Below are 21,491 nucleotides of genomic sequence, written 5' to 3' on the forward strand. Positions count from 1 at the left end.
CGGCAAGGGCGAGATCAGCCTTCGCCGTTGCTCTCGGCCAGGTCAACCAGCTCACGCACGGCCACCGCGAACAGCGGGAAGCTCGCCTGGTTGCCGCCGCGCACTTCGGCGATCAGGCGGCACCAGCGCTCGTGCAGCGAGGCGTGGGCCGCCAGCCAGGTCTCGACGCGCTCATCCGGCTCGCGACCCTGCTCGCTCTTCAGCACGCTGACGGTAAGGGCCAGCTGCTGGCGGTCGATGTCGTCGCGGAAGGTTTCGCGGGCCTGGGCCTGCCAGCTGTCGCGCACCTCCAGGTTGCTCACCTGCTGGATCATCCACGGCAGTTCGAGGCGGTTGCCGATCTCGAAGAACACCTCGGCCACCCGCTGCGGCTTCTCATCGGCCTGGCGCGCCGACTGGATGATGCCCAGAGCGCCATATAGGCTGCTCGAGGCTGCCACCGTGGCCGCCAGCTCCTCGGGTACGCCTTCCGCCAGCAGCTCGTCGCGCTTGAGCTCCCAGCGGCTGCGCTCTTCACCTCGCAGCAGCTGGCCGATGTCCTCCTGCAGCTGGGCGACCCTTGGCGCGAAGTACTCGATGGCATCGCGGGTGGAGAGCCCCAGGCGCTGGCGCAGGAACCAGCGGGTAGTGCGCCGGATGAGGCGCATCAGGTCGAGCATCATGCCGTACTGCACCTGGCTCGGCACCTGGTTGTCCAGCGCCTCAATGCGCTCCCACAGGGTCGAGAGCTGGAAGCTGTCGCGCGCCACGATGTAGGCGCGTGCGATATCGGCCGGGCTCGCCCCGGTCGAATCGATCAAGCGACGCACGAAGACGATGCCCATGTGATCGACCAGATCATTGGCCACCTGGGTGGTGACGATCTCGCGCTTGAGTCGGTGCTGGTACATCTCGTCGTGGAAGCGCTCGGCCAGCGCTCGCGGGAAGACACGCTCGACGTATTGCTGGATGTAGGGGTCGTCAGGCACATCGGAAGCGAGGACATGGCCCTTGAGCACGCTCTTGGCGTAGGAGATGAGCACCGACAGCTCCGGATGCGTCATGCCCTGGTCGCTGCCCGCCCGTTCCTGCAGCTCCTCGTCGGTAGGCAGGAACTCCAGCTCGCGGTCGAGCTGGCCGGCCGCTTCCAGCTCGCTGATGAAGCGCCGGTAGGGGTCGATGCCGTAGCGCGACAGGATCTGCGACAGGTCCAGCGCCTGGGTCTGGCGATAGTTATCGAGGATGACCAGGTGAGCCACCTCCTCGGTCATGTCGGCCAGCAGCTGGTTGCGCTGCTTCTCGGTCATGTCGCCGCGCTTGACTACCTCGTCGATGAGGATCTTGATATTGACCTCGTGGTCGGAGCAGTTGACGCCACCGGCATTGTCGATGAAGTCGGTGTTGACCAGCACGCCCTTGGCGGCGGCTTCGCGGCGGCCGCGCTGGGTCAGGCCCAGGTTGCCGCCCTCGCCGACCACGCGGCAGTTGAGCTCGCTACCGTCGATGCGCAGCGCGTCATTGGCCTTGTCGCCGACCATGGCATCGGTCTCGCCGCTGCCCTTGACGTAAGTGCCGATCCCGCCATTCCAAAGTAGGTCGACCTGCGACTGCAGCATGGCGCGAATGAGGTCGTTGGGTGACAGCCGCTCTTCCTCGATGCCGAACGCCTGCTGCATCTGCGGCGTGATGACGAGCGACTTGGCGCTGCGCTTGAACACCCCGCCGCCCTCGGAGATCAGCGAGGCATCGAAGTCCTCCCAGCTGGAGCGCGGCAGCTTGAACAGCCGCTCGCGCTCGGCGAAGGTGGCCGCGGCGTCGGGGGTCGGGTCGACGAAGATATGCAGGTGATTGAACGCGCCCACCAGGCGAATCTTGTCGGAGAGCAGCATGCCGTTGCCGAATACGTCGCCGGCCATGTCGCCGATGCCGACCACGGTAAATTCCTCTTCCTGAGTGTTCAGCCCCAGGTTGCGGAAGTGCCGCTTGACCGACTCCCAGGCGCCACGCGCGGTGATGCCCATCTTCTTGTGGTCGTAGCCGTTGGCGCCGCCCGAGGCGAAAGCGTCGCCCAGCCAGTGGCCATACTCGGCGGAGATCTCGTTGGCGATGTCGGAGAAGGTCGCGGTGCCCTTGTCGGCGGCAACCACCAGGTAGGCGTCGTCGTCGTCATGGCGCACCACGCCTTGCGGTGGGACCACCTCGCCGCCAACTAGGTTGTCGGTGATGTCGAGCAGGGCACGGATGAAGATCTTGTAGCAGGCGATGCCCTCCTGCTGGATGGCGTCGCGGTCGCCGCCCTCGGGCAGGCGCTTGCAGACGAAGCCGCCCTTGGCCCCCACCGGCACGATCACGGCGTTCTTGACCTGCTGTGCCTTGACCAGCCCCAGCACCTCGGTACGGAAGTCCTCGTGGCGGTCCGACCAACGCAGCCCCCGCGGGCCACCTTGCCGCCGCGCAAATGCACGCCTTCTACCCGCGGCGAGCAGACAAAGATCTCGTAGGCCGGCCGCGGCTTGGGCATGCCGGTAATCTTCCGCGGCTCCAGCTTGTAGGCGATATAGTCCTTGAACTGGCCATCGGCGCTGCGCTGGTAGTAGTTGGTGCGCAGGGTGGCCAGGATTAGCTCCATGAAGCGGCGCAGCAGCTGGTCGTCATTGAGGCTGGCCACCCCCTCGAGATGCCGCTGGATGCGCTCCTGGCAAGCCGTCATCTGCGCCTCGTCCGGGCGCTGCTCGGGGTCGAAGCGCAGCTTGAACAGGGTCACCAGCTCGCGGGTGATCTCGGGGTAGTTGGTCAGCGCGGCGGCGATGTAGTCCTGGGATATGCCGAAGCGGATCTGCTTAAGGTAGCGCGCATAGGCACGCAGCATGGCCACTTCGCGCCAGTCCAGGTTGGCTGCGATCACCAGGCGATTGAAGCCGTCGTTCTCGGCCTCGCCCACCCAGATGCGCTTGAACGCTTCAATGAAGGGCTCGCGCATCTGCTGCAGGCTGACCTCGGTGGCGGTGTGGTGCTCCAGGTCGAAGTCGTGCAGCCAGTAGCGGGTCTCGGGTGTGTCGATCTCGTAGGGGCGCTCGCCGATCACGCGCAGCCCCAGGTTCTCCATCACCGGCAGCACGTCGGAGAGCGGAATGGTACGGTCGCGCTGGAACAGCTTGAGGTTGACCCCGCTGCTCTCCTCCTCGACCAGCCGATAGAGGGTCAGGGCCAGCGGGGCGCCCTCGTCAAGCTCGGCCAGGTACTGCAGGTCGAAGACCGCGGTACGCGAGCCGAAGTCATCGCGGTAGCTAGACGGGAAGGCATCGCGGAAACGGTCCATCAGCCGGTTGGCCTGCTCCTCGCCAAAGCCTTCTACCAGCGCTTCGTGCAGCTCGTCACGCCAGCTGCGCGCCAGTTGGGCCACCTTGGCCTCGAGCCGCTTGCGGTCGATCTCACGTGGCGCATCGCCGTTGAAGCGCAGGATGAACTGGATGCGGGCAAGGATCGATTCGGAGAGGTAGGTGTTGAAGTCGCCGAAGTTGGCGTCGAGCTCCTCGCAAAGCAGGTTCTGGATGCGCATGCGCAAGTCGGTGGAGAAGACGTCGCGGGGTACGAACACCAGGCAGGAGTGGAAGCGCCCGGAGCGGTCGGTGCGGATGAACAGCCTGACCCGGCGGCGCTCGCGGATGTCGAGGATCCCCAGCGCCGTACGCGCCAGCTCCTGGGTATCGATCTGGAACAGATCGTCACGCGGATAGACCTCGAGGATCTGCATCAGCTGCTTGCCGTTGTGACCCTTTGGGTTGAAGCCGGCAATCTCCATCACCGCCTTGAGCTTGCGCCGCAGCAGCGGGATGTTGCGCGGCGACTCGTTGTAGACGCTGGAGGTGAACAGCCCAAGGAAGCGGTGCTCGCCAATGACGCGGCCGTGCTCGTCGTAGCGATCCACCGAGATGTAGTCAGGGTAGGTGGGGCGATGCACCCGGGCATGATGGGCGCTCTTGGCGAACGACAGCAGCTGCGGCACCAGCACGAAGCGGTTGCCCTCGACGCCCAGCTCGGTGCGGATGCGCTCCTGGTAACGTGGCAGATCCAGGCGGAACACGCCCAGCTCGCTGTCCTCGACCTTCACCAGTTCATCGCCAGCGTCACCGGAAGCGATGGTGTAGGCGTCATAGCCCAGGAAGGTGAAGTTGTCGTGCAGCAGCCATTCAAGGAAGGCGATGGCCTCGTCGTGATCCTGCTCGTTCACCTGCTCGGGGCGGCACAGGCGCAGCTCATGCAGGGCTTCGGAAACCTTGTCGCACATGGCCTGGTAGTCGCCCACGGCGATGCGCACGTCGCCCAGCACATCGTGCAACGCCTGTTCGATGTCGGCCAGCATCGCCTTGCTCGAGTGCCGATCGATCTCGATGGCGATCAGCGATTCACGCTGGCTCGGCGCGTTCGCGTCACGCGGCGAGGTGACGCGCTTGAGCGCATGGTCGGCGCCACGCTCCACCGCCAGTACCGCATTGTGGATGGCATGCACGGTGAGGCCGCGGCGGTTGAGCTCGATGCGCACGGAGTCGACGAGGAACGGCATGTCTTCATGCAGCACGGCGACGAAGGAGTGGGACGACAGCCAGCCGTGCTCCTCGAAATCGGGGTTGAAGACCCGGACCTTGGGCGAGCCGGCGTCAAACTGCTGGATGAAGTGCCACACCGACAGCGTGGCCCCATACAGATCGTCCAGCCGTCGGTCGGCCAGGTCTTCCAGGGGCACCGTGGCGTAGAAGTTGCGGGCAAAGGCTTCTACCTCGTCGGCCCGCTCCTTCGGCAGCCGGCTGTCCAGGCGCTCCCGCAGCTGCTTGAGAATGTCCTGCCTGCCTGCATCGATCGTCTCGTCTTGCATTCCTCACCTCGGCTGCCTGGGGCCGTGGGTCGGCCCTGGGATGGATTCAGCGTGGCCTGCCAGCCACTTGCGGCAAGCTTACTGCAGCACCGTGCCCCACCCCATCGACTTGCCAGCCTTCTCATGGAGCATGTCGGTTGTGCATCGACAGGCAGCGTATTGCCGCTTGCAAAAGGGCGACGAACGTGGGCAATCAGTCGCGCCTCTTCTCCAGCAGTACCCCGCATTCGCAGTGGTGCGTCCAGGGAAACTGATCGAACAAGGCAAAGCGAGCGATGCGATGGGTGCGGCACAGCGACTCCAGGTTGCGCTCCAGCGTATCGGGATTGCATGAAATATAGACGATGCGCGAATAGTCGCCGAGCTGAGCGCAGCTGGCGTCATCCAGCCCGGCCCGCGGCGGGTCCACCAGCACGGTTGTGAAGGTGTAGGCGTCGAGCGCCATCTCCTCGACTCGCCTGCCGCCCTTGTCACCCTTGAGCGCGTCGGCGAACTCCTCGGCCGACATGCGCCCCACCGCGACGTTGTCGATGCCGTTGGCGGCGAGGTTTTCACGTGCACTGGCCACCGAGGTGCGCGAGATCTCGGTGGCCAGCACGCGGCGGAAGTTCTCGGCCAGGGCGACCGTGAAGTTGCCGTTGCCGCAGTAGAGCTCCACCAGATCGCCGGCCTGACTGTCTCGGGTCACGTCCCGCGCCCAGCTCAGCATGGCGCGGCTGATCTCGGCATTGGGCTGGGTAAAGCTGTTCTCCACCTGCTGATAGCGATAGGTGCGCCCCTCAACCTCCAGCCGCTCCCACACATGGTCGCGCTCCAGTACCAGGCGCTGCTTGCGAGAGCGACCGATGATGAACACCTCGAGCTGGGCCTGCAGCGCTCGCGCCGCCGCTTCCCACTCCGCATCGAGTGGTCGGTGGTAGATCAATGTGACCAGCGCCTCACCGGAGAGGGTGGTCAGGAACTCGACCTGGAACAGACGCCGACGCAGGGTGTCGCTTTCCAGCAGTGCCTGGCGCAGCCGTGGCATCAGTGCATTGATGCGATGGCTGGCGACGGGATAGTCGTCGAGGCGAATCACGCGCTTCTGCTTGGGGTCGTCGGGATTGACCTCGAACATGGCGTAGTAGAGGTCATCGCCTTCGTGCCATATGCGAAACTCGCAGCGCTGGCGGTAATGGCTCGGCGGAGAGGCGAAAACCTCCAGAGGGGGCGGTGCGAAGCGCTCGAACTGGCGAATGATGCGCTCGCGCTTGGCCTCGAGCTGCTGGTCGTAGCGGGCAGGGTCGACAACGGGAAGGGACACGGCAGCTCCTGTCGCGTGCTGGAAAAGGAAAGCGTGGGATCAGCCGACGACGAGAGGACGCGGCTCCTCGAAGGCAAAGCGCGTCAAGGCCCGCACCAGGCGAGCATCGGGAGCGGTAGCAAGGCTCAGGTCGCGCCCGTGGCTCAGCGCCAGCCCTCGGCTGATGTCCTGGGTACGCCTGGCAATGGCGTCGCTGGAATCCACAAGTTGAATGGGGCGCGGCGCGGCGGCCGCGATCCACTGGTCGAGCAGCGGAAAGTGGGTGCACCCCAATACTACGGTGTCCAGGTCCTCGGCCACCCACAGCGGCGCCGTCACGGCCTGCACCGCAGCAAGCTCGGGCGCCTCGCCGGCCAACAGCCGCTCGGCCAGGGTGACCAGCGGATCGCCGGCGACCCGCGTGACCCGGCAGTCGGCAGCAAAGGCTTCGATCAGCCGGTCGGTGTAGGGGCGCGAGACGGTCGCGCTGGTGGCCAGCAGACCGATATGGCGGCTGCGGCTGAGCGCGGCGGCGGGCTTGATCGCCGGCACCGTGCCCACGACCGGGACCGAGAGCCGGGCACGCAGGGCGTCCAGCGCCAGGGTGCTGGCGGTATTGCAGGCCACCACCAGCACGCTGGCACCGCTGGCGATCACGGCCGCCTCGCACACGGCCAGGATGCGCTCCACCAGCCAGGCGCTGGGCCGCGTACCGTAGGGCAGCATGGCATTGTCGCATGCGTAGGTCAGCGCCACGCCCGGAAGGCGGCTACGCAGCGACGGCACGACCGAGAGGCCGCCGACGCCGGAGTCGAAGATCAGGATCGGGCCGGGCATGACGCAACGTCGCTCATTCGGACTCGCTCGACGGCTGAAAAGCCCACATTCTAAACAGCCTGTCGTGGCGCCGAAGGGCCTGCCCGGCCCGAGCACTCAGGTAGCCGGCTCCGGCGCCTCCTTCAGCTCGGCGTAGAGCTCGGGATAGGACTGCTGCAAGCGCTCCAGCCTGGCAGCCGCGCCCTCGGGCAGCGCCTCGGCCAGCCGCTCCATATCACGGTCGTCGAAGTGCTCGCGCAGCATCGGGAACAGCAGCTCACGCTCGTCGCGCAGGTATTGGCGATGCGCGTCGAGATAGGCCTTGAGGTCGGCGGCGAAACGGTCCATGGGCACGACCGCGTCCATCAGGATCATATCGATGTCGTCGGAGAGTCGCAGCAGGCGCTGGCGCAGGGCCAGGTAGTCGCTGGAGAGCCGCTCGGTCACTTCCTTGCAAGCCGGACTGATCGCCTGGAGCCGTTCGGCGCAGACCCGCTCCAGCGGTACGGTGAAGCCTTCCATGTACTCCAGAATGTAATCGACTACCTCCCGAACCTGCTTGAAGTTCGGGCGATTGCCATCCGCCAGCGATTTTTGCTTCAACTGAAGAACGTGCAACATGCGCGCCATGTTGGCATGATCCTGACGCAATTGAGTCAGCATGGGCATGTCGAGGCCTCCTCTACCTTCCGATGGGCGGGGTGTCTTACGTTGGAGTCGCGGGACGGGCGCAGGTTCATTGAACGAACCGTCAACGGAGCGGCCCGTTCAGGCAAGATATCGTTTAACCGTAGCCCGTTTGACTCACTTCTGCATAACGGCCAAGGTCGTAAGGCAGGCTCAGCCTGCTGGGCGCAATAGCGGCCCAGGCATTCAAGGAGAGAAGCATGGATCTATTCGGTCAGGCCAATGACGCCGGCGCCCCGCTGGCCTACCGCATGCGCCCCCGCCGACTGGAGGAGTACGTGGGCCAGCAGGCGCTGGTGGGGCCGGACAAGCCGCTGCGGCGCATGGCCGAAAGCGGCAGCGTACGTTCGATGATCCTGTGGGGACCTCCAGGCACCGGCAAGACCACCCTGGCCGAGATCTTGGCCGAGCACTCCGGTGCCCACCTGGAGCGGCTGTCGGCCGTGATGGCCGGGGTCAAGGAGATTCGTGCCGCGGTGGAGCGCGCCCGCGCCGTACAGGCCCAGGGCCGCGCCACCCTGCTGTTTCTCGACGAAATCCACCGCCTTAACAAGAGTCAGCAGGACGCCCTGCTGCCGCATGTGGAGTCGGGCCTGCTGACGCTGATCGGCGCCACCACCGAGAATCCCTCCTTCGAGGTCAACTCCGCCCTGCTCTCGCGCGCCCGGGTCTACGTGCTGCAAATGCTCGATGAGGCTGAGCTGGTGACGGTGCTCAAGCATGCCCTTGCCGACGAAGCGCGCGGGCTGGGCAGCCGCCGCATCGTTGCCGACGACGAGGTGCTGGACATTCTGGCCCGCGCCGCTGCTGGCGATGCCCGCCGCGCGCTGGGCCTGCTGGAAGTCGCCTGCGACTTCACCGAACCCGCCGGCGAAGGCGAGCGCTTGCCCCGCGAAGCCCTGGCGGCGGTGATCGGCCACCAGGCCAGCGCCTTCGACAAGCAAGGCGACTACTATTACGACCTGCTCTCGGCGATTCACAAGTCGGTCCGCTCATCGCGCCAGGACGCGGCGCTGCTCTATATTGCTCGCTTCCTGCAGGGCGGCGGCGACCCGCTCGACGTGATCCGCCGCCTCGCCGCCATCGCCTCCGAAGATGTCGGCAATGCCGACCCGCGTGCGCTGCCGCTGGTGATGGCGGCCTGGGACGCCTACCTGCGCCTGGGTGACTACGAGGGCCAGCGCGCCATCGCCCACGCCGCCATTCACCTCTCCATCGCGCCCAAGAGCAATGCCATCGACCAGGCCTGGAAGCGCGCCAAGGCGTTCGCGGCGGCCCAGCCGCGCCTGGAGGTTCCCACCTACCTGCGCAATGCTCCTACCAAACTGATGGAATCGCTCGGCCACGGTCAGGGCTATCGCTATGCCCACCACGAGCCAGAGGGCTATCCGGCGGGCAGCGCCCACGACTGCTGGCCCCAGGAGCTGCCGCACGAGGCCTTCTACCGCCCTACCGAACACGGCCAGGAGAAGCGCTACGCACAGCTGATGGCGTGGCGTGAACAGCGCGACGCCGAGGCGGACGGCAAGGCGTAGCGCGGCCGGCCGAGAAGAAACACCACAGCCCCGGCACCGGGCCGGGGCTGTGACACAGCGCAAGAGTGCTGTCAGCGCCCTGGATAGGGGTCTGCCCCGACCAGCTCGCGGTTCATCATCTCGTCACTGTAGGCCGTGCCATAACGCGCCCACGACCAGGCGTAGAGGGCCAAGCCGATCAGCATCCAGCCGGCGAACATGATCCACTCGACGGTGGCGAGCGCGGCCGGGCTGCCCGGCAGGTAAAGCCCGATCAGGCAGAGCGAGAGGACGACCGAGAGAGTCCCGACCAGCTTGCCGTGGCGCACTCGGAACGGACGCGGCATCTCCGGCTCGCGCAGGCGCAGCAGCACGAACGACAGCGCCACGAACAGGTAGGCAATGACGATCCCCAGGCCACCGGCCACCACCAGCCAGACCAGCGCCGGTCGTCCGAAGAAGGGTGCGATACAAGAGAGCACGCCCATTACCAGGATGGCGTTGGTCGGGGTGCGATGTCGGGGTGCAGCTTGCCCAGGAAAGCCGGCAGCATCCCCGAATGGGCCAGGGCGTAGATGGCGCGCGAGCCGCCCACGTAGAAGGCGTTCCAGCTGGTGACGATGCCGGCGATCCCAGCCAGGATCATCAGCGTGCCGGCCCAGGGCGCACGGAACGCCGCCTGCATGGCATCAGGCACGGCCAGCGAGCTGGCGGCCAGCGCCTCGGGGTTCAGCATCAGCGAAGTGCCCAGAATGATGAAGGAGTACCAGAACACCGCCAGGATCACCGAAATCATCAGCACCCGGCCGATCTCCCGGAACGGCAGGTTGATTTCCTCGGCCGCCTGGGGGATGACGTCGAAGCCCACGAACATGAAGGGCACCATGATGATCACCATCATCACCCCACCGACGACGCCTTCGCGAACGTTGAACAGCGGCTCCATGGTTGCACGCTCGCCCTGAAACAGCGCCCCGGTGATGAACAGGATGCCGACGACCAGAATCAACAGTGTGACCACCTTCTGCAGCAGGGCTGCGGTGCGGATACCGACGTAGTTCACCCACATCATTGCCACCGAGCCTGCCACGCCGACCGCCACCCAGGTCGCCTTTACCTCCCAGCCGGCGATGGTCCACAGGTGCCCCACCGCATAGCCAGGAAGAGATGCTCGACCACGGTCGGCAGCGCCACGGCCTCGAAGGCGACTACGCTCACATAGCCAAGGGTGATCGCCCAGGTACAGAGGAAAGAGGCAAAGTGGCCCATGGCCCGGTAGCTGTACACATGCTCGCCGCCGACCTGTGGCATGGCCGAGGCCAGCTCGGCATAGGTCAAGCCCACCAGCACGATGACCAGCCCGCCCAGAAGAAACGCAGTGATGGCGCCCAGGCTACCGGCGGTCTGGATCCAACTGCCGGTGAGCACGATCCAGCCCCAGCCGATCATGGCCCCAAAGGCCAGGGCGAGGACATCCTTGCGCGCCAGCACACGCGCCAGCTGGTTCTGTGAGGTCGTAGTGTCTTGAGTCATAAGTTTCTCAGATTTGGCATATTGTCATAAAATTTTGCACAAGCTGTCGAGAAAAAACATCAGAAGCATCATCAAGGATGTTTCATATTTTTTATTCTAGACATTAGTCGAAAAAACAAACAAATAACTGAAAAACAAGAAATTATACAGAAAGACAACAGCTCCCCGGCCTCTTTGTGTAAAGAACATTGCACAACACCGAGTGAGCGTTAATGATCACAACGGCCAGCCTTCTGGGAAACACACCTCCCTCGCTGGCATAGAAAACAACAGCGCCGCCTCGAGGGGCGGCGCTGACGCAGGAAGGTACGACAAGGTCAGTGCGTGTCGCGAATCACATCGGTACCGGCCGGAATATCGAAGGTGAAAATGCCATCGTCAATAGCATGGTTGGCGCGCACGTCCAGGAATTCGATAGCGGTTCGCTGGCCGGTGCTGTCGGTCATCTGCAAGCCGCGCAGTTGCTCGCCGCGGAACGTCATCTCCAGCTCCTCGAACAGGGTATCGGCGGTCTTCGGCACTAGCCGGAAGGTTTCGGCACTGCCCTGCTGGCTGCGGCTGACCTCGTAATTTGCGGTCAGCTCACTGGCACTGCCGGACAGCAGCAGCGCCGGCGTGTGGGTGACCCGCTGGTCCAGAGCCTGCACCGTGACCTGCTCCAGGTCGGGGTCGTAGAGATAGACCTCGCTACCATTGGACACTACCTCCTGCTGATAGGGGCGGCCACCTCCCAGCGGAACTTGCCAGGGCGCGACAACCACATATGGCCGCTGGCCTGCTGCAGGCGCTGGCCGCTGGCATCGAGGATCTGCTGCTCGAAGCGGGCCTCGTAGGTCTGCAGCGGCTCCAGCATCCGCGCCAGACGGTCGGCGCCTTCACTGGCCATGGCCGCAACCGGCATGGCAAGGGTGAGTGCCAGTACGGTCAAGGTCTTCTTTACGCTCATTCGTCTCTCTCCTGGGCGGGTCCGGATGGATCCTGTCTCTCCGACCCGCGGCATGACGGCGGGTTGCATGCCCGCCTGTGCTTTCATGATTGCTGCATGGGTTGTCGCCAGCTTACGACATCAATGGCCTACCGGCGGCGGCGCCAGCACTTCACGGCCGCCGTTGGACCCCATCGAGGAGACCACGCCGGCCGCCTCCATGGCTTCCACCAGCCGGGCGGCGCGGTTGTAGCCGATCTTGAAGCGGCGCTGCACGGCCGAGATGGAGGCGCGCCGGCTGTCAGTGACGAACTGCACCGCTTCGTCGTACAGCGCATCCTGTTCGGCGTCGCCGCCGCCTTCGCCGGCGTCGGCCTCGAGCCCGGTCAGGGCATCGGCCGAAACGCCACCGGAAAGGATCTCGTCGACATACTCCGGCTCACCACGGCGCTTCCAGTCCTCGACCACCCGGTGCACCTCGTCGTCATCGACGAAGGCACCGTGTACGCGGGTCGGCAGTCCCGAACCCGCAGGCAGGTAGAGCATGTCACCATGCCCCAGCAGGTTCTCGGCGCCGCCCTGATCGAGGATCGTGCGCGAGTCGACCTTGGACGATACTTGGAAGGCCATGCGGGTGGGAATGTTGGCCTTGATCAGGCCGGTCACCACGTCCACCGAGGGTCGCTGGGTGGCGAGTATCAGGTGGATGCCGGCTGCCCGCGCCTTCTGTGCCAGGCGGGCAATCAGCTCCTCGACCTTCTTGCCGACGATCATGAACATGTCGGCAAACTCGTCGATCACCACCACGATGTAAGGCAGCTTTTCCAGCACGGGCGGTGGCTCGTGCATCTCCCACGGCTGCGGCTCCCACAGCGGGTCAGCCACCTGGGCGCCAGCGCGCTCGGCTTCGTCGAGCTTACCGTTGAAGCCGGCAATATTGCGCACGCCCATGGCCGCCATCAGCTTGTAGCGACGCTCCATCTCGGCCACGCACCAGCGCAGCGCGTTGGCGGCTTCCTTCATATCGGTGACCACCGGCGCCAGCAGGTGCGGAATGCCATCGTAGACGGAAAGCTCCAGCATCTTCGGATCGACCATGATCAGGCGCAGGTCGTCGGGTGTGCCCTTGAGCAGCATCGAGATCAGCATGGCATTGACCCCCACCGACTTGCCCGAGCCGGTAGTACCGGCCACCAGCAGGTGGGGCATCTTGCCCAGGTTGGCCACCACGGGCCCGCCGCCGATGTCCTGTCCCAGCGCCAGGGTCAGCGCCGAGCCCTCCTGCTGGTAGCGGTCCGAGTCGATCACCTCGCGCAGGCGGATCATGGCGCGGTGCGGATTGGGGATCTCGATGCCGACCGTGGGCCGCCCGGGGATGACTTCCACCACGCGCACGCTCTTGACCATCAGCGAACGCGCCAGGTCCTTGGCCAGGTTGCTGATCTTCGACACCTTCACGCCGGCGGCAGGCTTGATCTCGAAGCGGGTGATCACCGGGCCCGGCCAGGTGTGCACCACCTCTGCCTTGACGCCGTACTCGCGCAGGCGCGTCTCGAGCAGCTCGGCCATGTCGGCCAGCTGCTGCTCGGTATAGTTCTGCTGGTGCGGCTCCGGCGGCGTGAGCAGCCGCAGGCTTGGCAGCTCGCCGTCTGGCTCCGGCATGTCGTCGAGCACGGGGCGCTGGCTCTGCAGGTGCTCCACCGTCCACAGCGTGGGGCCTTCGGGGTCCGCTGCCGCCGCACGCGCCTGCTCGGCGGTGGCGATCGACGGCTCGGCTGCCGGACTCGTCGCCGGTTCAGTATGAGACGCGGGCTCAGGGGCGGGCTCCGGTGCTGGTGCCGAAGGCACGGCGGCTTCCGGCGTTCGCGGGTCGACACGGGGGTCGGCGTGCGGCGGTGTCGGGGGCTCGCGCCAGGCCCGTAGCCCCGCCGCCTGGTCGCCGGCCATGGGCGGCGCCTTCTCTTCCAGCTCAGGCGTTTGCACGGCTAACGGTGCAGGCGCCGATGACGAAAGCGGCGAATCCGTACGGGCTGGCTCGGTGGCCGCGGCCTCCTCCGTTGCCGCATCACTGTCACCCCAGCTCAGGCGCGGCTCGTGAGTGTCTTCAGGCTCGGCGGGCTGCCAGGCGCTCAGCTCCGGCTCGCGACGTGCCGATGCGGCCTTGCCTGCGGTAGCTTCCGCGCCCGACGGGCTGCGCGCAGGCGACGTATCGAAGGCAGGCGCGGCCAGCGAAGGTTCGCGCAGTTCGGGACTTGTGGGGGCTGTGAGCGTCGAGGGCGCCTCGCTCGCGGGCTCGGGGCTGGCAGTTGCGGCGGGCGCCTCGTCATCATGGGTGGCACGCAGCGGCATCGCGACGGAAGGCGTCGGCTCTTCGTCACGGCTCGCCTTGAGGCCGCCCGAGGCAGCCCCCGCCGCCGCGACGGAGGCCGCCGCAACAGCGCCGTTTGAGGCAGCAGGCGGCACAGTGGACGAGGCAGCCGTCGAAGCAGACACGGGCGTAGCCGTCGGTGCAGAAATCGGTGCGGAAGGCGGCACGACAGGGCCCTGGGGAGCGGAGCCCACAGCGCTATTATTGGGCGCCTTGTGCGCCTCAGCATAGGCCGCTTCCGGCTGCTTCGCCGAGGGGTCTGCTCCACCACGTCCCAGGGAATCTGGGTGTCGCCATCAGCGCCGAACGCGGAGGACATGCCGGGCTCGCGCTGAGCATGAGGCACAGCCGGCTCCACCGCCTTACGGCGCCAGAAAGCCCAGCGCCGCGGGCGACGCGATACTGGCTCGTCGTAGGCATCCTCCTCCTGGACCTCCTCCGCCTCCTGCGCCTCGCTGCCGTCACCCAGCCCAGGTTCATGCGCCTCGTGACGCGCCTCATAGCGCTCGCGCACCAGTCCGAAGGGCGTGGCCGCCCAGCGCCAGAGCCTGAGCATGCGATGGCCCAGCTCGTCCATCACCGTGAACCAGGAAACACCGGTGAACAGCGGGAAGCCACACAGCATGGCAGCTAGTGCCAGCAGCCCTGTGCCGCCGGAATCGACCAGGGGCACCAGGGCACCGACCAGCCCTTCTCCCAGAATGCCTCCCGACGAGTAGGGCAGCACGCTCTGCGGCGAATAGAAGTGCAGTGCCCCCAGGGTGGTGGTGCCCAGCAGCAAGAGGACCAAGCCGCCCAGGCGCACGGCAGCCGCCGTGGCGTCCCAGTCGATGCTGGCCCGGCGTGTGCGGATCATCCACCAGCTGGCATAGCCAAGCATGCCGGGCCACCACAGCGCACTGGCGCCAAACAGGGAATAGAGCACGTCGGCCAGCCAGGCACCGATGGGCCCCATCCAGTTCGCCACGTCGGTTTCCGGGCCGCGATGCGACCAGCCGGGGTCCGCCGGGGTATAGCTGAACAGAGCCAGCAGCAGGAATACACAGCCGGCCAGCAGAATGATCGTCGCCCCTTCCCGGGCAGCGCCGTGCAGGTGGAGCCCCATGCGCCGCGTCGTCTGCCGGGAATTCTCCTCCGCCACGCGCCGAGGCGCGCTTTTCTCCTTTGCACTCAACTCGCCAACCCCCTCGCGCCATCTCCGATAGCGCTGTTTCCAACAGTCAGGTACCAGATTCAGCCGCCATCATACCGGGACTCAAAGTTTCGGCACAGGGCACGGCTTGAGCTGCAGCGATCAGAGCGTCAGACTAGTCGCTTCCGTGGCGTTGGAGCTCTCTGGCATGCTCTCCTGGTTACCCCGGCGACCGGTGCGTTTCCCTCCTGTCGCGCGTGCCCTGCGCGATCCCGATGGTTTGCTGGCAGCCGGTGGCGAACTCTCCTCCGACTGGCTCCTGGCCGCCTATCGCCACGGCATCTTCCCCTGGTACAGCGATGATCAGCCGATCCTGTGGTGGAGCCCCGACCCGCGCATGGTGCTCTTCCCCGATGAGTTGCACATCCGCCGCAGCCTGGTCAAGCGCCTGCGTAGCAGCGCCTTCACCGTGACCTTCAACCGCGATTTCGACGCCGTGATTCACGCCTGCGCAGCCCTCGCAGCGGACAGCCCGGCACCTGGATCACCGAGGAGATGGCAAACGCCTACCGTGAGCTTCACCGCCTGGGCTATGCCCGCTCTGTTGAAGTGTGGCAGGCAGGGCGGCTGGCTGGTGGGCTATACGGTGTCGCCATGGGCCCGGTGTTTTTCGGCGAGTCGATGTTCACCCGCGTCACCGATGCCTCGAAGGTGGCGCTGGTGGCCCTGGTACAGGCCATGCGGGCCGGGGGCGGCCGGCTGATCGACTGCCAGATGCACACACGCCACCTCGCTACCCTCGGCGCCCGCGGTATCGCCCGTGCCGTATTCATCGACTATCTTGAGAGTTGCCTGTCCACCGGGGATGCAACGAATGGCAGCTACCCGCTGCCCTGCTGGCCCTGCCGGACGCTGCCACCTGCAACCTGCTACTTCCGCTTGAGCCAAGGAGGCGACCGACGTGAGCAGCAATGCGCCTCGCCATCCCGTGCGTGATCTTCGCTTCTTCCTGACGGTGCCTCATGCCTGCAGCTACCTGGAGGCGCGCGAGGCCACCACGCTGTTCCTCGATCCCCAGGAATCGCATAGCCAGGGGTGTATGACGCCCTGGCACTGCTGGGGTTTCGCCGCAGCGGGCGCCACCTCTATCGCCCACACTGCGAGGGCTGCAGCGCCTGCGTTTCCGTGCGTATCCCGGTAGCGGACTTCCGCTACGGCCGCAGCCAGCGCCGGGTGGCCAGGCGCAACGCCGACCTGCACCTGGTCGAGCGGCCGGCGCTATTCGAAGAGGAGCATTATGCGCTGTACGACCGCTATATTCGGGTTCGCCATGCGGATGGGGACATGTTCCCCCAAGCCATGAGCAGTACCGCACCTTCCTGACTCTCGACGAACCCTATTCGCGCCTGCTTGAATTTCGCCACGGCGATCGCTTGGTAGCGGTGTCGGCCTTCGACCACCTGGAACACGGCCTGTCGGCCATCTATACCTTCTATGATCCGGCGCCCGAATGGGATCGCCGCTCCTGGGCACCTTCGCCGTGCTCAGCCTGATCGAGAAAGCCCGCCGTCAGGGGCTGCCCCATGTCTACCTGGGCTACTGGATTCGGGAATGCCACAAGATGGCCTACAAGGAGGCCTACCGTCCACTGGAAGTGCTGGACGGACGCCACTGGCGACGCCTGCTGACGCTGGCGGAAGCCTCCTCACCCTAAGGCCCGCTTTGCCTTGACGCCCCGCTTGCGGCACAATACCGCGCTATCCGTAGCGCTGGGCGTTTTGCGCCTGCTGCTACGTTGCATAACTTGCTCAGCGAGGAACCGCCTATATGGCACGTGAAGACCATATCGAAATGGAAGGCGTCGTCGTCGACACCCTTCCCAATACCACCTTTCGCGTCGAGCTGGAGAACGGCCACGTCGTGACCGCGCATATTTCCGGCAAGATGCGCAAGAACTACATCCGCATCCTCACCGGCGACAAGGTCAAGGTCGAACTGACGCCTTATGACCTGACCAAGGGCCGCATCGTCTACCGCTCACGCTGAGCCCCGACCCAGCTCACGGCAGCGATCCGTAAGCCCTTATGACAACGCCCCGTCCGAAGACAGGGCGCTGTACGAGTTGAGGCAAGTTTCAAGGTCAGGGTGCGTCGGCCATCTCCGACTCCGTGGAGAGATGCAGCTCGCCCTCCTCCACCGTGACGTGAACCACTCCGCCGTGCTCGGAGAGCTCCCCGAACAGGATCAGCTCCGCCAGCGGCTTCTTGAGCTTCTCCTGGATCAGCCTCGCCATGGGCCTTGCGCCCGTGCTGGGGTCGTAGCCCTTTTCCGCCAGCCAGTCCCGCGCCTCCAGGTCCACATCGAGCTGGACCCGCTTCTCGTCGAGCTGCGCCTGCAGCTCCACCAGGAACTTGTCCACCACATTGCGTACCACCGCGGTGGGCAGGGCATGGAACTGGATGATGCCATCCAGTCGGTTGCGGAACTCCGGTGAAAAGGTCTTGCGAATCACCTCCATGGCATCGGTCGAATGGTCCTGATGTTGGAAGCCGATGGAGCGACGCGACTGCTGCTCCGCCCCGGCGTTCGAGGTCATGATCAGGATTACGTGGCGGAAATCCGCCTCCCGGCCGTTATTGTCGGTGAGCCGGCCATGGTCCATCACCTGCAGCAGCAGGTTGAAGACCTCGGGGTGCGCCTTCTCGATCTCGTCGAGCAGCAGCACGCAGTGCGGCTGCTTGGTGATCGCCTCGGTGAGCAGCCCACCCTGGTCATAGCCGACGTAGCCCGGAGGCGCGCCGATCAGCCGTGACACGGTGTGCCGCTCCATGTACTCCGACATATCGAAGCGCACCAGCTCGATGCCCATGTTGCGCGCCAGCTGGCGGGCCACCTCGGTCTTGCCCACCCCGGTGGGGCCGGCAAAGAGGAAGCTGCCTACCGGCTTGTCGGGCGACTTGAGTCCGGCCCGCGACAGCTTGATGGCGGCGGAGAGGCTATCGATGGCCTCGTCCTGACCGAATACCAGCATCTTCAGGTCGCGGTCGAGGTTTGCGAGCAGCTTGCGATCGGAGCTGGAGACGCTCTTCGGCGGAATACGCGCAATGGAGGCCACCACCGCCTCGACCTGATCGACGTCGATGGTGTCGACCCGCACCTCGGGCGGCAGCAGGCGCTGGTGCGCGCCGGCCTCGTCGATCACGTCGATAGCCTTGTCGGGCAGGTGGCGATCGTTGATGTAGCGATCCGACAGCCGTGCCGCGCTCTCCAGAGCGGCGTCGGTGTACTTGAGGTGGTGGTGCTCCTCGAAGCGCGAGCGCAGGCCCTTGAGAATGCGGATGGTGTCGTCCACCGAAGGCGCCATGACGTCGACCTTCTGGAAGCGACGCGCCAGCGCCCTATCCTTCTCGAAGATGCCGCGAAACTCCTGAAAGGTGGTGGAGCCGATGCAGCGCAGCTCGCCGGAAGAGAGCAGCGGCTTGAGCAGGTTGGAGGCGTCCATGACGCCACCCGAGGCCGCGCCAGCACCAATCACGGTGTGAATCTCGTCGATGAACAGAATGGCGTTGGGCTGCTTGCGCAGCTCGCCCAGCAGGCTCTTCAGGCGCTTCTCGAAATCGCCGCGGTACTTGGTACCGGCCAGCAGTGCACCCATGTCGAGCGAGTAGACCACGGCATCGCCGATCACCTCGGGCACGTCTTCCTCGACGATGCGCTTGGCCAGGCCTTCGGCGATGGCGGTCTTGCCCACCCCGGCCTCGCCCACCAGCAGCGGATTGTTCTTGCGCCGCCGGGCAAGTATCTGGATGACCCGCTCAAGCTCGTGCTCACGGCCGATCAGCGGATCGATCTTGCCCATCCGCGCCTGCTCGTTGAGGTTGGTAGCATAGCCGGTCAGCGGATTGGCACCGCTCTCGCTGCCGCCCTCCTCGGCGTCCTCGGCATCGTTGGGCGACGACGAAGGGCTCTGGCCGTGGCCGGCCACCTTGGAAATGCCGTGGGCGATGTAGTTCACCGCATCGACCCGAGCCACATTCTGCTGTTTCAGGAAGTAGACCGCCTGGCTCTCCTGCTCGGAGAAGATGGCGACCAGTACGTTGGCTCCGGTCACTTCGCTCTTGCCGGAAGACTGCACGTGAAACACGGCACGTTGCAGCACGCGCTGGAAGCCCAGCGTGGGCTGGGTCTCGCGGTCGCTCTGATCCTCGGGGATCAGGGTGTGGTGGAATTGATGAAATCCTGCAGGTCGGACCGCAACTTGTCGAGGTTGGCCCCGCAGGCTCTCAGCACGTCTGCGGCTGACGCATTGTCCAGCAAGGCCAGAAGCAGGTGCTCGACGGTCATGAACTCGTGGCGCTTGGAGCGTGCCACGGTAAATGCCGTGTTCAGGGTCAGTTCAAGTTCTTTGCTCAGCATGGCAGTCCCCTTATCGCCGCATAGGGCTTGCATCGGATCTTTCGTGGTCCGGCATATTCAACATCGGGCACAAACGCTGCCGTTGCAAGTCTCTTCCTCAACGACTGCCATTCCCGCCCCGTGCCGCGCATACCTCTGGGTCAGTCCGCCGCCTCGATATCAGACAACAGCGGATGCTGCCGCTCTCTTGCATATTGATTGACCTGGTGGCTTTTGGTTTCCGCGATATCACGGGTAAAGATACCGCAGGTCGCCTTGCCCTGGGTGTGGACCGCCAGCATCACCTGCACCGCCTTTTCGCTATCCATATGGAAGAAGCTCTGCAGCACTTCGACCACGAACTCCATGGGAGTGTAGTCATCGTTGTGCAGTACGACCTTGTACAGCGGCGGCCGCGCCACTTCCGGGTCGGCCGGCCTTACCGCCAGGTCTCCTTCGTCTTCCGGGTCGGACTGAGGCGGCTGCGTCATGCCGGCCATGATCGCCACCGCCCTCCATTCACTTGCGCCTTCCATTTTCCACATAAGAGCCACGCACCATCTCGACATGCCGTCCCGTCCAGGCGTCTACGCATCGGTTAGACGCGGCAGGGGCAGCAGGGTTCAGGGTTTCCACGCAAAAGGCCCCCGAACGCCGAGCGGACGGGGCCCGAGAGGCTAGAGGCCGCTTACATGTTGTCAGCGACGGCCTGGCCGAACTCGGAGCACTTCAGCAGCTTGGCATTGTCCATCAGGCGATGGAAGTCATAGGTGACTTCGCCCTTGGCGATGGCCTTCTCCATGCCCTTGAGCACCAGGTCGGCCGCCTCGACCCAGCCCATGTGGCGCAGCATCATCTCGGCGGAGAGAATGACCGAACCGGGGTTGACCTTGTCCTGGCCGGCATACTTCGGCGCGGTGCCGTGGGTAGCCTCGAACATGGCCACGTTGTCGGACAGGTTGGCACCCGGCGCGATGCCGATGCCGCCCACTTCGGCCGCCAGAGCGTCGGAGAGATAGTCACCGTTGAGGTTGAGGGTGGCGATGACGTCGTACTCGGCCGGACGCAGCAGGATCTGCTGCAGCATGGCGTCGGCGATGACGTCCTTGACCACGATGTTCTTGCCGGTCTTGGGGTTCTTGAACTGCATCCACGGGCCGCCGTCGAGCAGCTCGGCACCGAACTCCTCCTTGGCGATCTCGTAGCCCCAATCCTTGAAGGAGCCTTCGGTGAACTTCATGATATTGCCCTTGTGCACCAAGGTCAGCGACTCGCGGTCGTTGTCCACGGTGTACTGCAGGGCCTGACGCACCAGGCGCTTGGTGCCTTCCACCGAAACCGGCTTGACGCCGATGCCGCAGTTCTCGGGAAAGCGGATGTTAGTGACCCCCATCTCCTCTCGCAGGAACTTGATGACCTTGTCGGCTTCCGGGGTCCCGGCCTTCCACTCGATGCCAGCGTAGATATCCTCGGAGTTCTCGCGGAAGATCACCATGTCGACATCGGCGGGCTTCTTCACAGGGCTCGGCACGCCTTCGAACCAGCGCACCGGGCGCAGGCAGACGTAGAGGTCGAGCTTCTGGCGCAGGGCCACGTTCAGGGAACGAATGCCACCGCCTACGGGCGTGGTCAGCGGGCCCTTGATGGACACCACGAAATCCTTGACCGCTTCCAGGGTTTCCTCGGGTAGCCAGGTGTCGGCGTCGTAGACCTGGGTCGCCTTCTCACCGGCGTAGACTTCCATCCAGTGGATCTTGCGCTCGCCGTTGTAGGCCTTCTGCACGGCAGCGTCGATGGCGATCTTCATCGCTGGCGTCACGTCGACGCCGATGCCGTCACCCTCGATGAACGGGATGATCGGATGGTTCGGCACGTTCAGGGTGTTGTCGGCGTTGACGGTAATCTTCTCGCCGCCTTCAGGGACGACAATTTTCTGAAAACCCATTGAGAACTCCCCTGTCTGGTAGGTTCAGTGGAGCGCGGAGTA

At 65.2% G+C, this 21,491-nt stretch carries 9 protein-coding genes and 6 pseudogenes; 4 read left to right on the top strand and 11 right to left on the bottom strand.

The window, feature by feature from the left end; genetic code table 11:
• Positions 1-14: 14 nt before the first annotated feature.
• The 4 genes and pseudogenes from ACUDAL_RS10695 to ACUDAL_RS10710 form a co-directional block, all read right to left on the bottom strand.
• Positions 15-4,852: pseudogene (locus ACUDAL_RS10695) on the bottom strand (NAD-glutamate dehydrogenase).
• A gap of 193 nt (positions 4,853-5,045) precedes the next feature.
• A complete protein-coding gene (trmA, locus tag ACUDAL_RS10700; protein ID WP_444678133.1) occupies positions 5,046-6,155 on the bottom strand; it encodes a tRNA (uridine(54)-C5)-methyltransferase TrmA in 1,110 nt (369 codons plus the stop codon).
• 39 nt (positions 6,156-6,194) lie between these two features.
• Complete coding sequence (gene murI, locus ACUDAL_RS10705) at positions 6,195-6,971, bottom strand: glutamate racemase (protein ID WP_444678134.1); 777 nt, start codon at positions 6,969-6,971, stop codon at positions 6,195-6,197.
• Between the two features lie 96 nt (positions 6,972-7,067).
• Positions 7,068-7,613 carry a hemerythrin domain-containing protein gene (locus ACUDAL_RS10710; protein ID WP_444679359.1) on the bottom strand — a complete coding sequence of 182 codons (546 nt, stop codon included), beginning with the start codon at positions 7,611-7,613 and terminating at the stop codon, positions 7,068-7,070.
• A 224-nt stretch (positions 7,614-7,837) separates the two neighbouring features.
• Here ACUDAL_RS10710 and ACUDAL_RS10715 point away from each other — a divergent pair, with 224 nt between their 5' ends.
• On the top strand, positions 7,838-9,172 hold the full coding sequence (locus ACUDAL_RS10715) for a replication-associated recombination protein A (RefSeq protein ID WP_444678135.1): 1,335 nt from the start codon (positions 7,838-7,840) through the stop codon (positions 9,170-9,172).
• 71 nt (positions 9,173-9,243) lie between these two features.
• Here the strand turns inward: ACUDAL_RS10715 and ACUDAL_RS10720 are convergent.
• The 4 genes and pseudogenes from ACUDAL_RS10720 to ACUDAL_RS10735 all read right to left on the bottom strand — a co-directional run bounded on the left by ACUDAL_RS10720 (position 9,244) and on the right by ACUDAL_RS10735 (position 15,082).
• Positions 9,244-10,684 (bottom strand): annotated as a pseudogene (locus ACUDAL_RS10720) (APC family permease).
• A 317-nt stretch (positions 10,685-11,001) separates the two neighbouring features.
• Positions 11,002-11,630, bottom strand: a pseudogene (lolA, locus tag ACUDAL_RS10725) (outer membrane lipoprotein chaperone LolA).
• A 120-nt stretch (positions 11,631-11,750) separates the two neighbouring features.
• The gene (locus tag ACUDAL_RS10730) at positions 11,751-13,592 is read right to left on the bottom strand and encodes a DNA translocase FtsK (protein ID WP_444678136.1); all 1,842 of its coding nucleotides are present in this window, start codon (positions 13,590-13,592) and stop codon (positions 11,751-11,753) included.
• 146 nt (positions 13,593-13,738) lie between these two features.
• On the bottom strand, positions 13,739-15,082 hold the full coding sequence (locus tag ACUDAL_RS10735) for a DNA translocase FtsK 4TM domain-containing protein (protein WP_444678137.1): 1,344 nt from the start codon (positions 15,080-15,082) through the stop codon (positions 13,739-13,741).
• A 235-nt stretch (positions 15,083-15,317) separates the two neighbouring features.
• Between ACUDAL_RS10735 and aat the strand changes: the two are divergent.
• The 3 genes and pseudogenes from aat to infA all read left to right on the top strand — a co-directional run bounded on the left by aat (position 15,318) and on the right by infA (position 17,155).
• Positions 15,318-16,105: pseudogene (gene aat, locus ACUDAL_RS10740) on the top strand (leucyl/phenylalanyl-tRNA--protein transferase).
• A pseudogene (locus tag ACUDAL_RS10745) lies at positions 16,071-16,823 on the top strand (arginyltransferase). Before aat ends, ACUDAL_RS10745 begins: the two co-directional pseudogenes overlap by 35 nt.
• Before the next feature lie 113 nt (positions 16,824-16,936).
• Positions 16,937-17,155, top strand: coding sequence for a translation initiation factor IF-1 (infA, locus tag ACUDAL_RS10750; protein ID WP_010627817.1), 219 nt, complete (start codon positions 16,937-16,939; stop codon positions 17,153-17,155).
• Positions 17,156-17,249: 94 nt separating this feature from the next.
• Here infA and clpA read toward each other — a convergent pair.
• The 3 genes and pseudogenes from clpA to icd all read right to left on the bottom strand — a co-directional run bounded on the left by clpA (position 17,250) and on the right by icd (position 21,449).
• Positions 17,250-19,525: pseudogene (gene clpA / locus ACUDAL_RS10755) on the bottom strand (ATP-dependent Clp protease ATP-binding subunit ClpA).
• A gap of 140 nt (positions 19,526-19,665) precedes the next feature.
• Positions 19,666-20,004, bottom strand: a complete 339-nt coding sequence (gene clpS / locus ACUDAL_RS10760) for an ATP-dependent Clp protease adapter ClpS (RefSeq protein ID WP_444679360.1) — start codon at positions 20,002-20,004, stop codon at positions 19,666-19,668.
• 188 nt (positions 20,005-20,192) lie between these two features.
• Positions 20,193-21,449, bottom strand: a complete 1,257-nt coding sequence (gene icd, locus ACUDAL_RS10765; protein ID WP_444678138.1) for an NADP-dependent isocitrate dehydrogenase — start codon at positions 21,447-21,449, stop codon at positions 20,193-20,195.
• Between the last annotated feature and the right edge of the window lie 42 nt (positions 21,450-21,491).

The organism is Halomonas sp. E19 (assembly GCF_052439355.1).
Lineage (GTDB): Bacteria > Pseudomonadota > Gammaproteobacteria > Pseudomonadales > Halomonadaceae > Halomonas.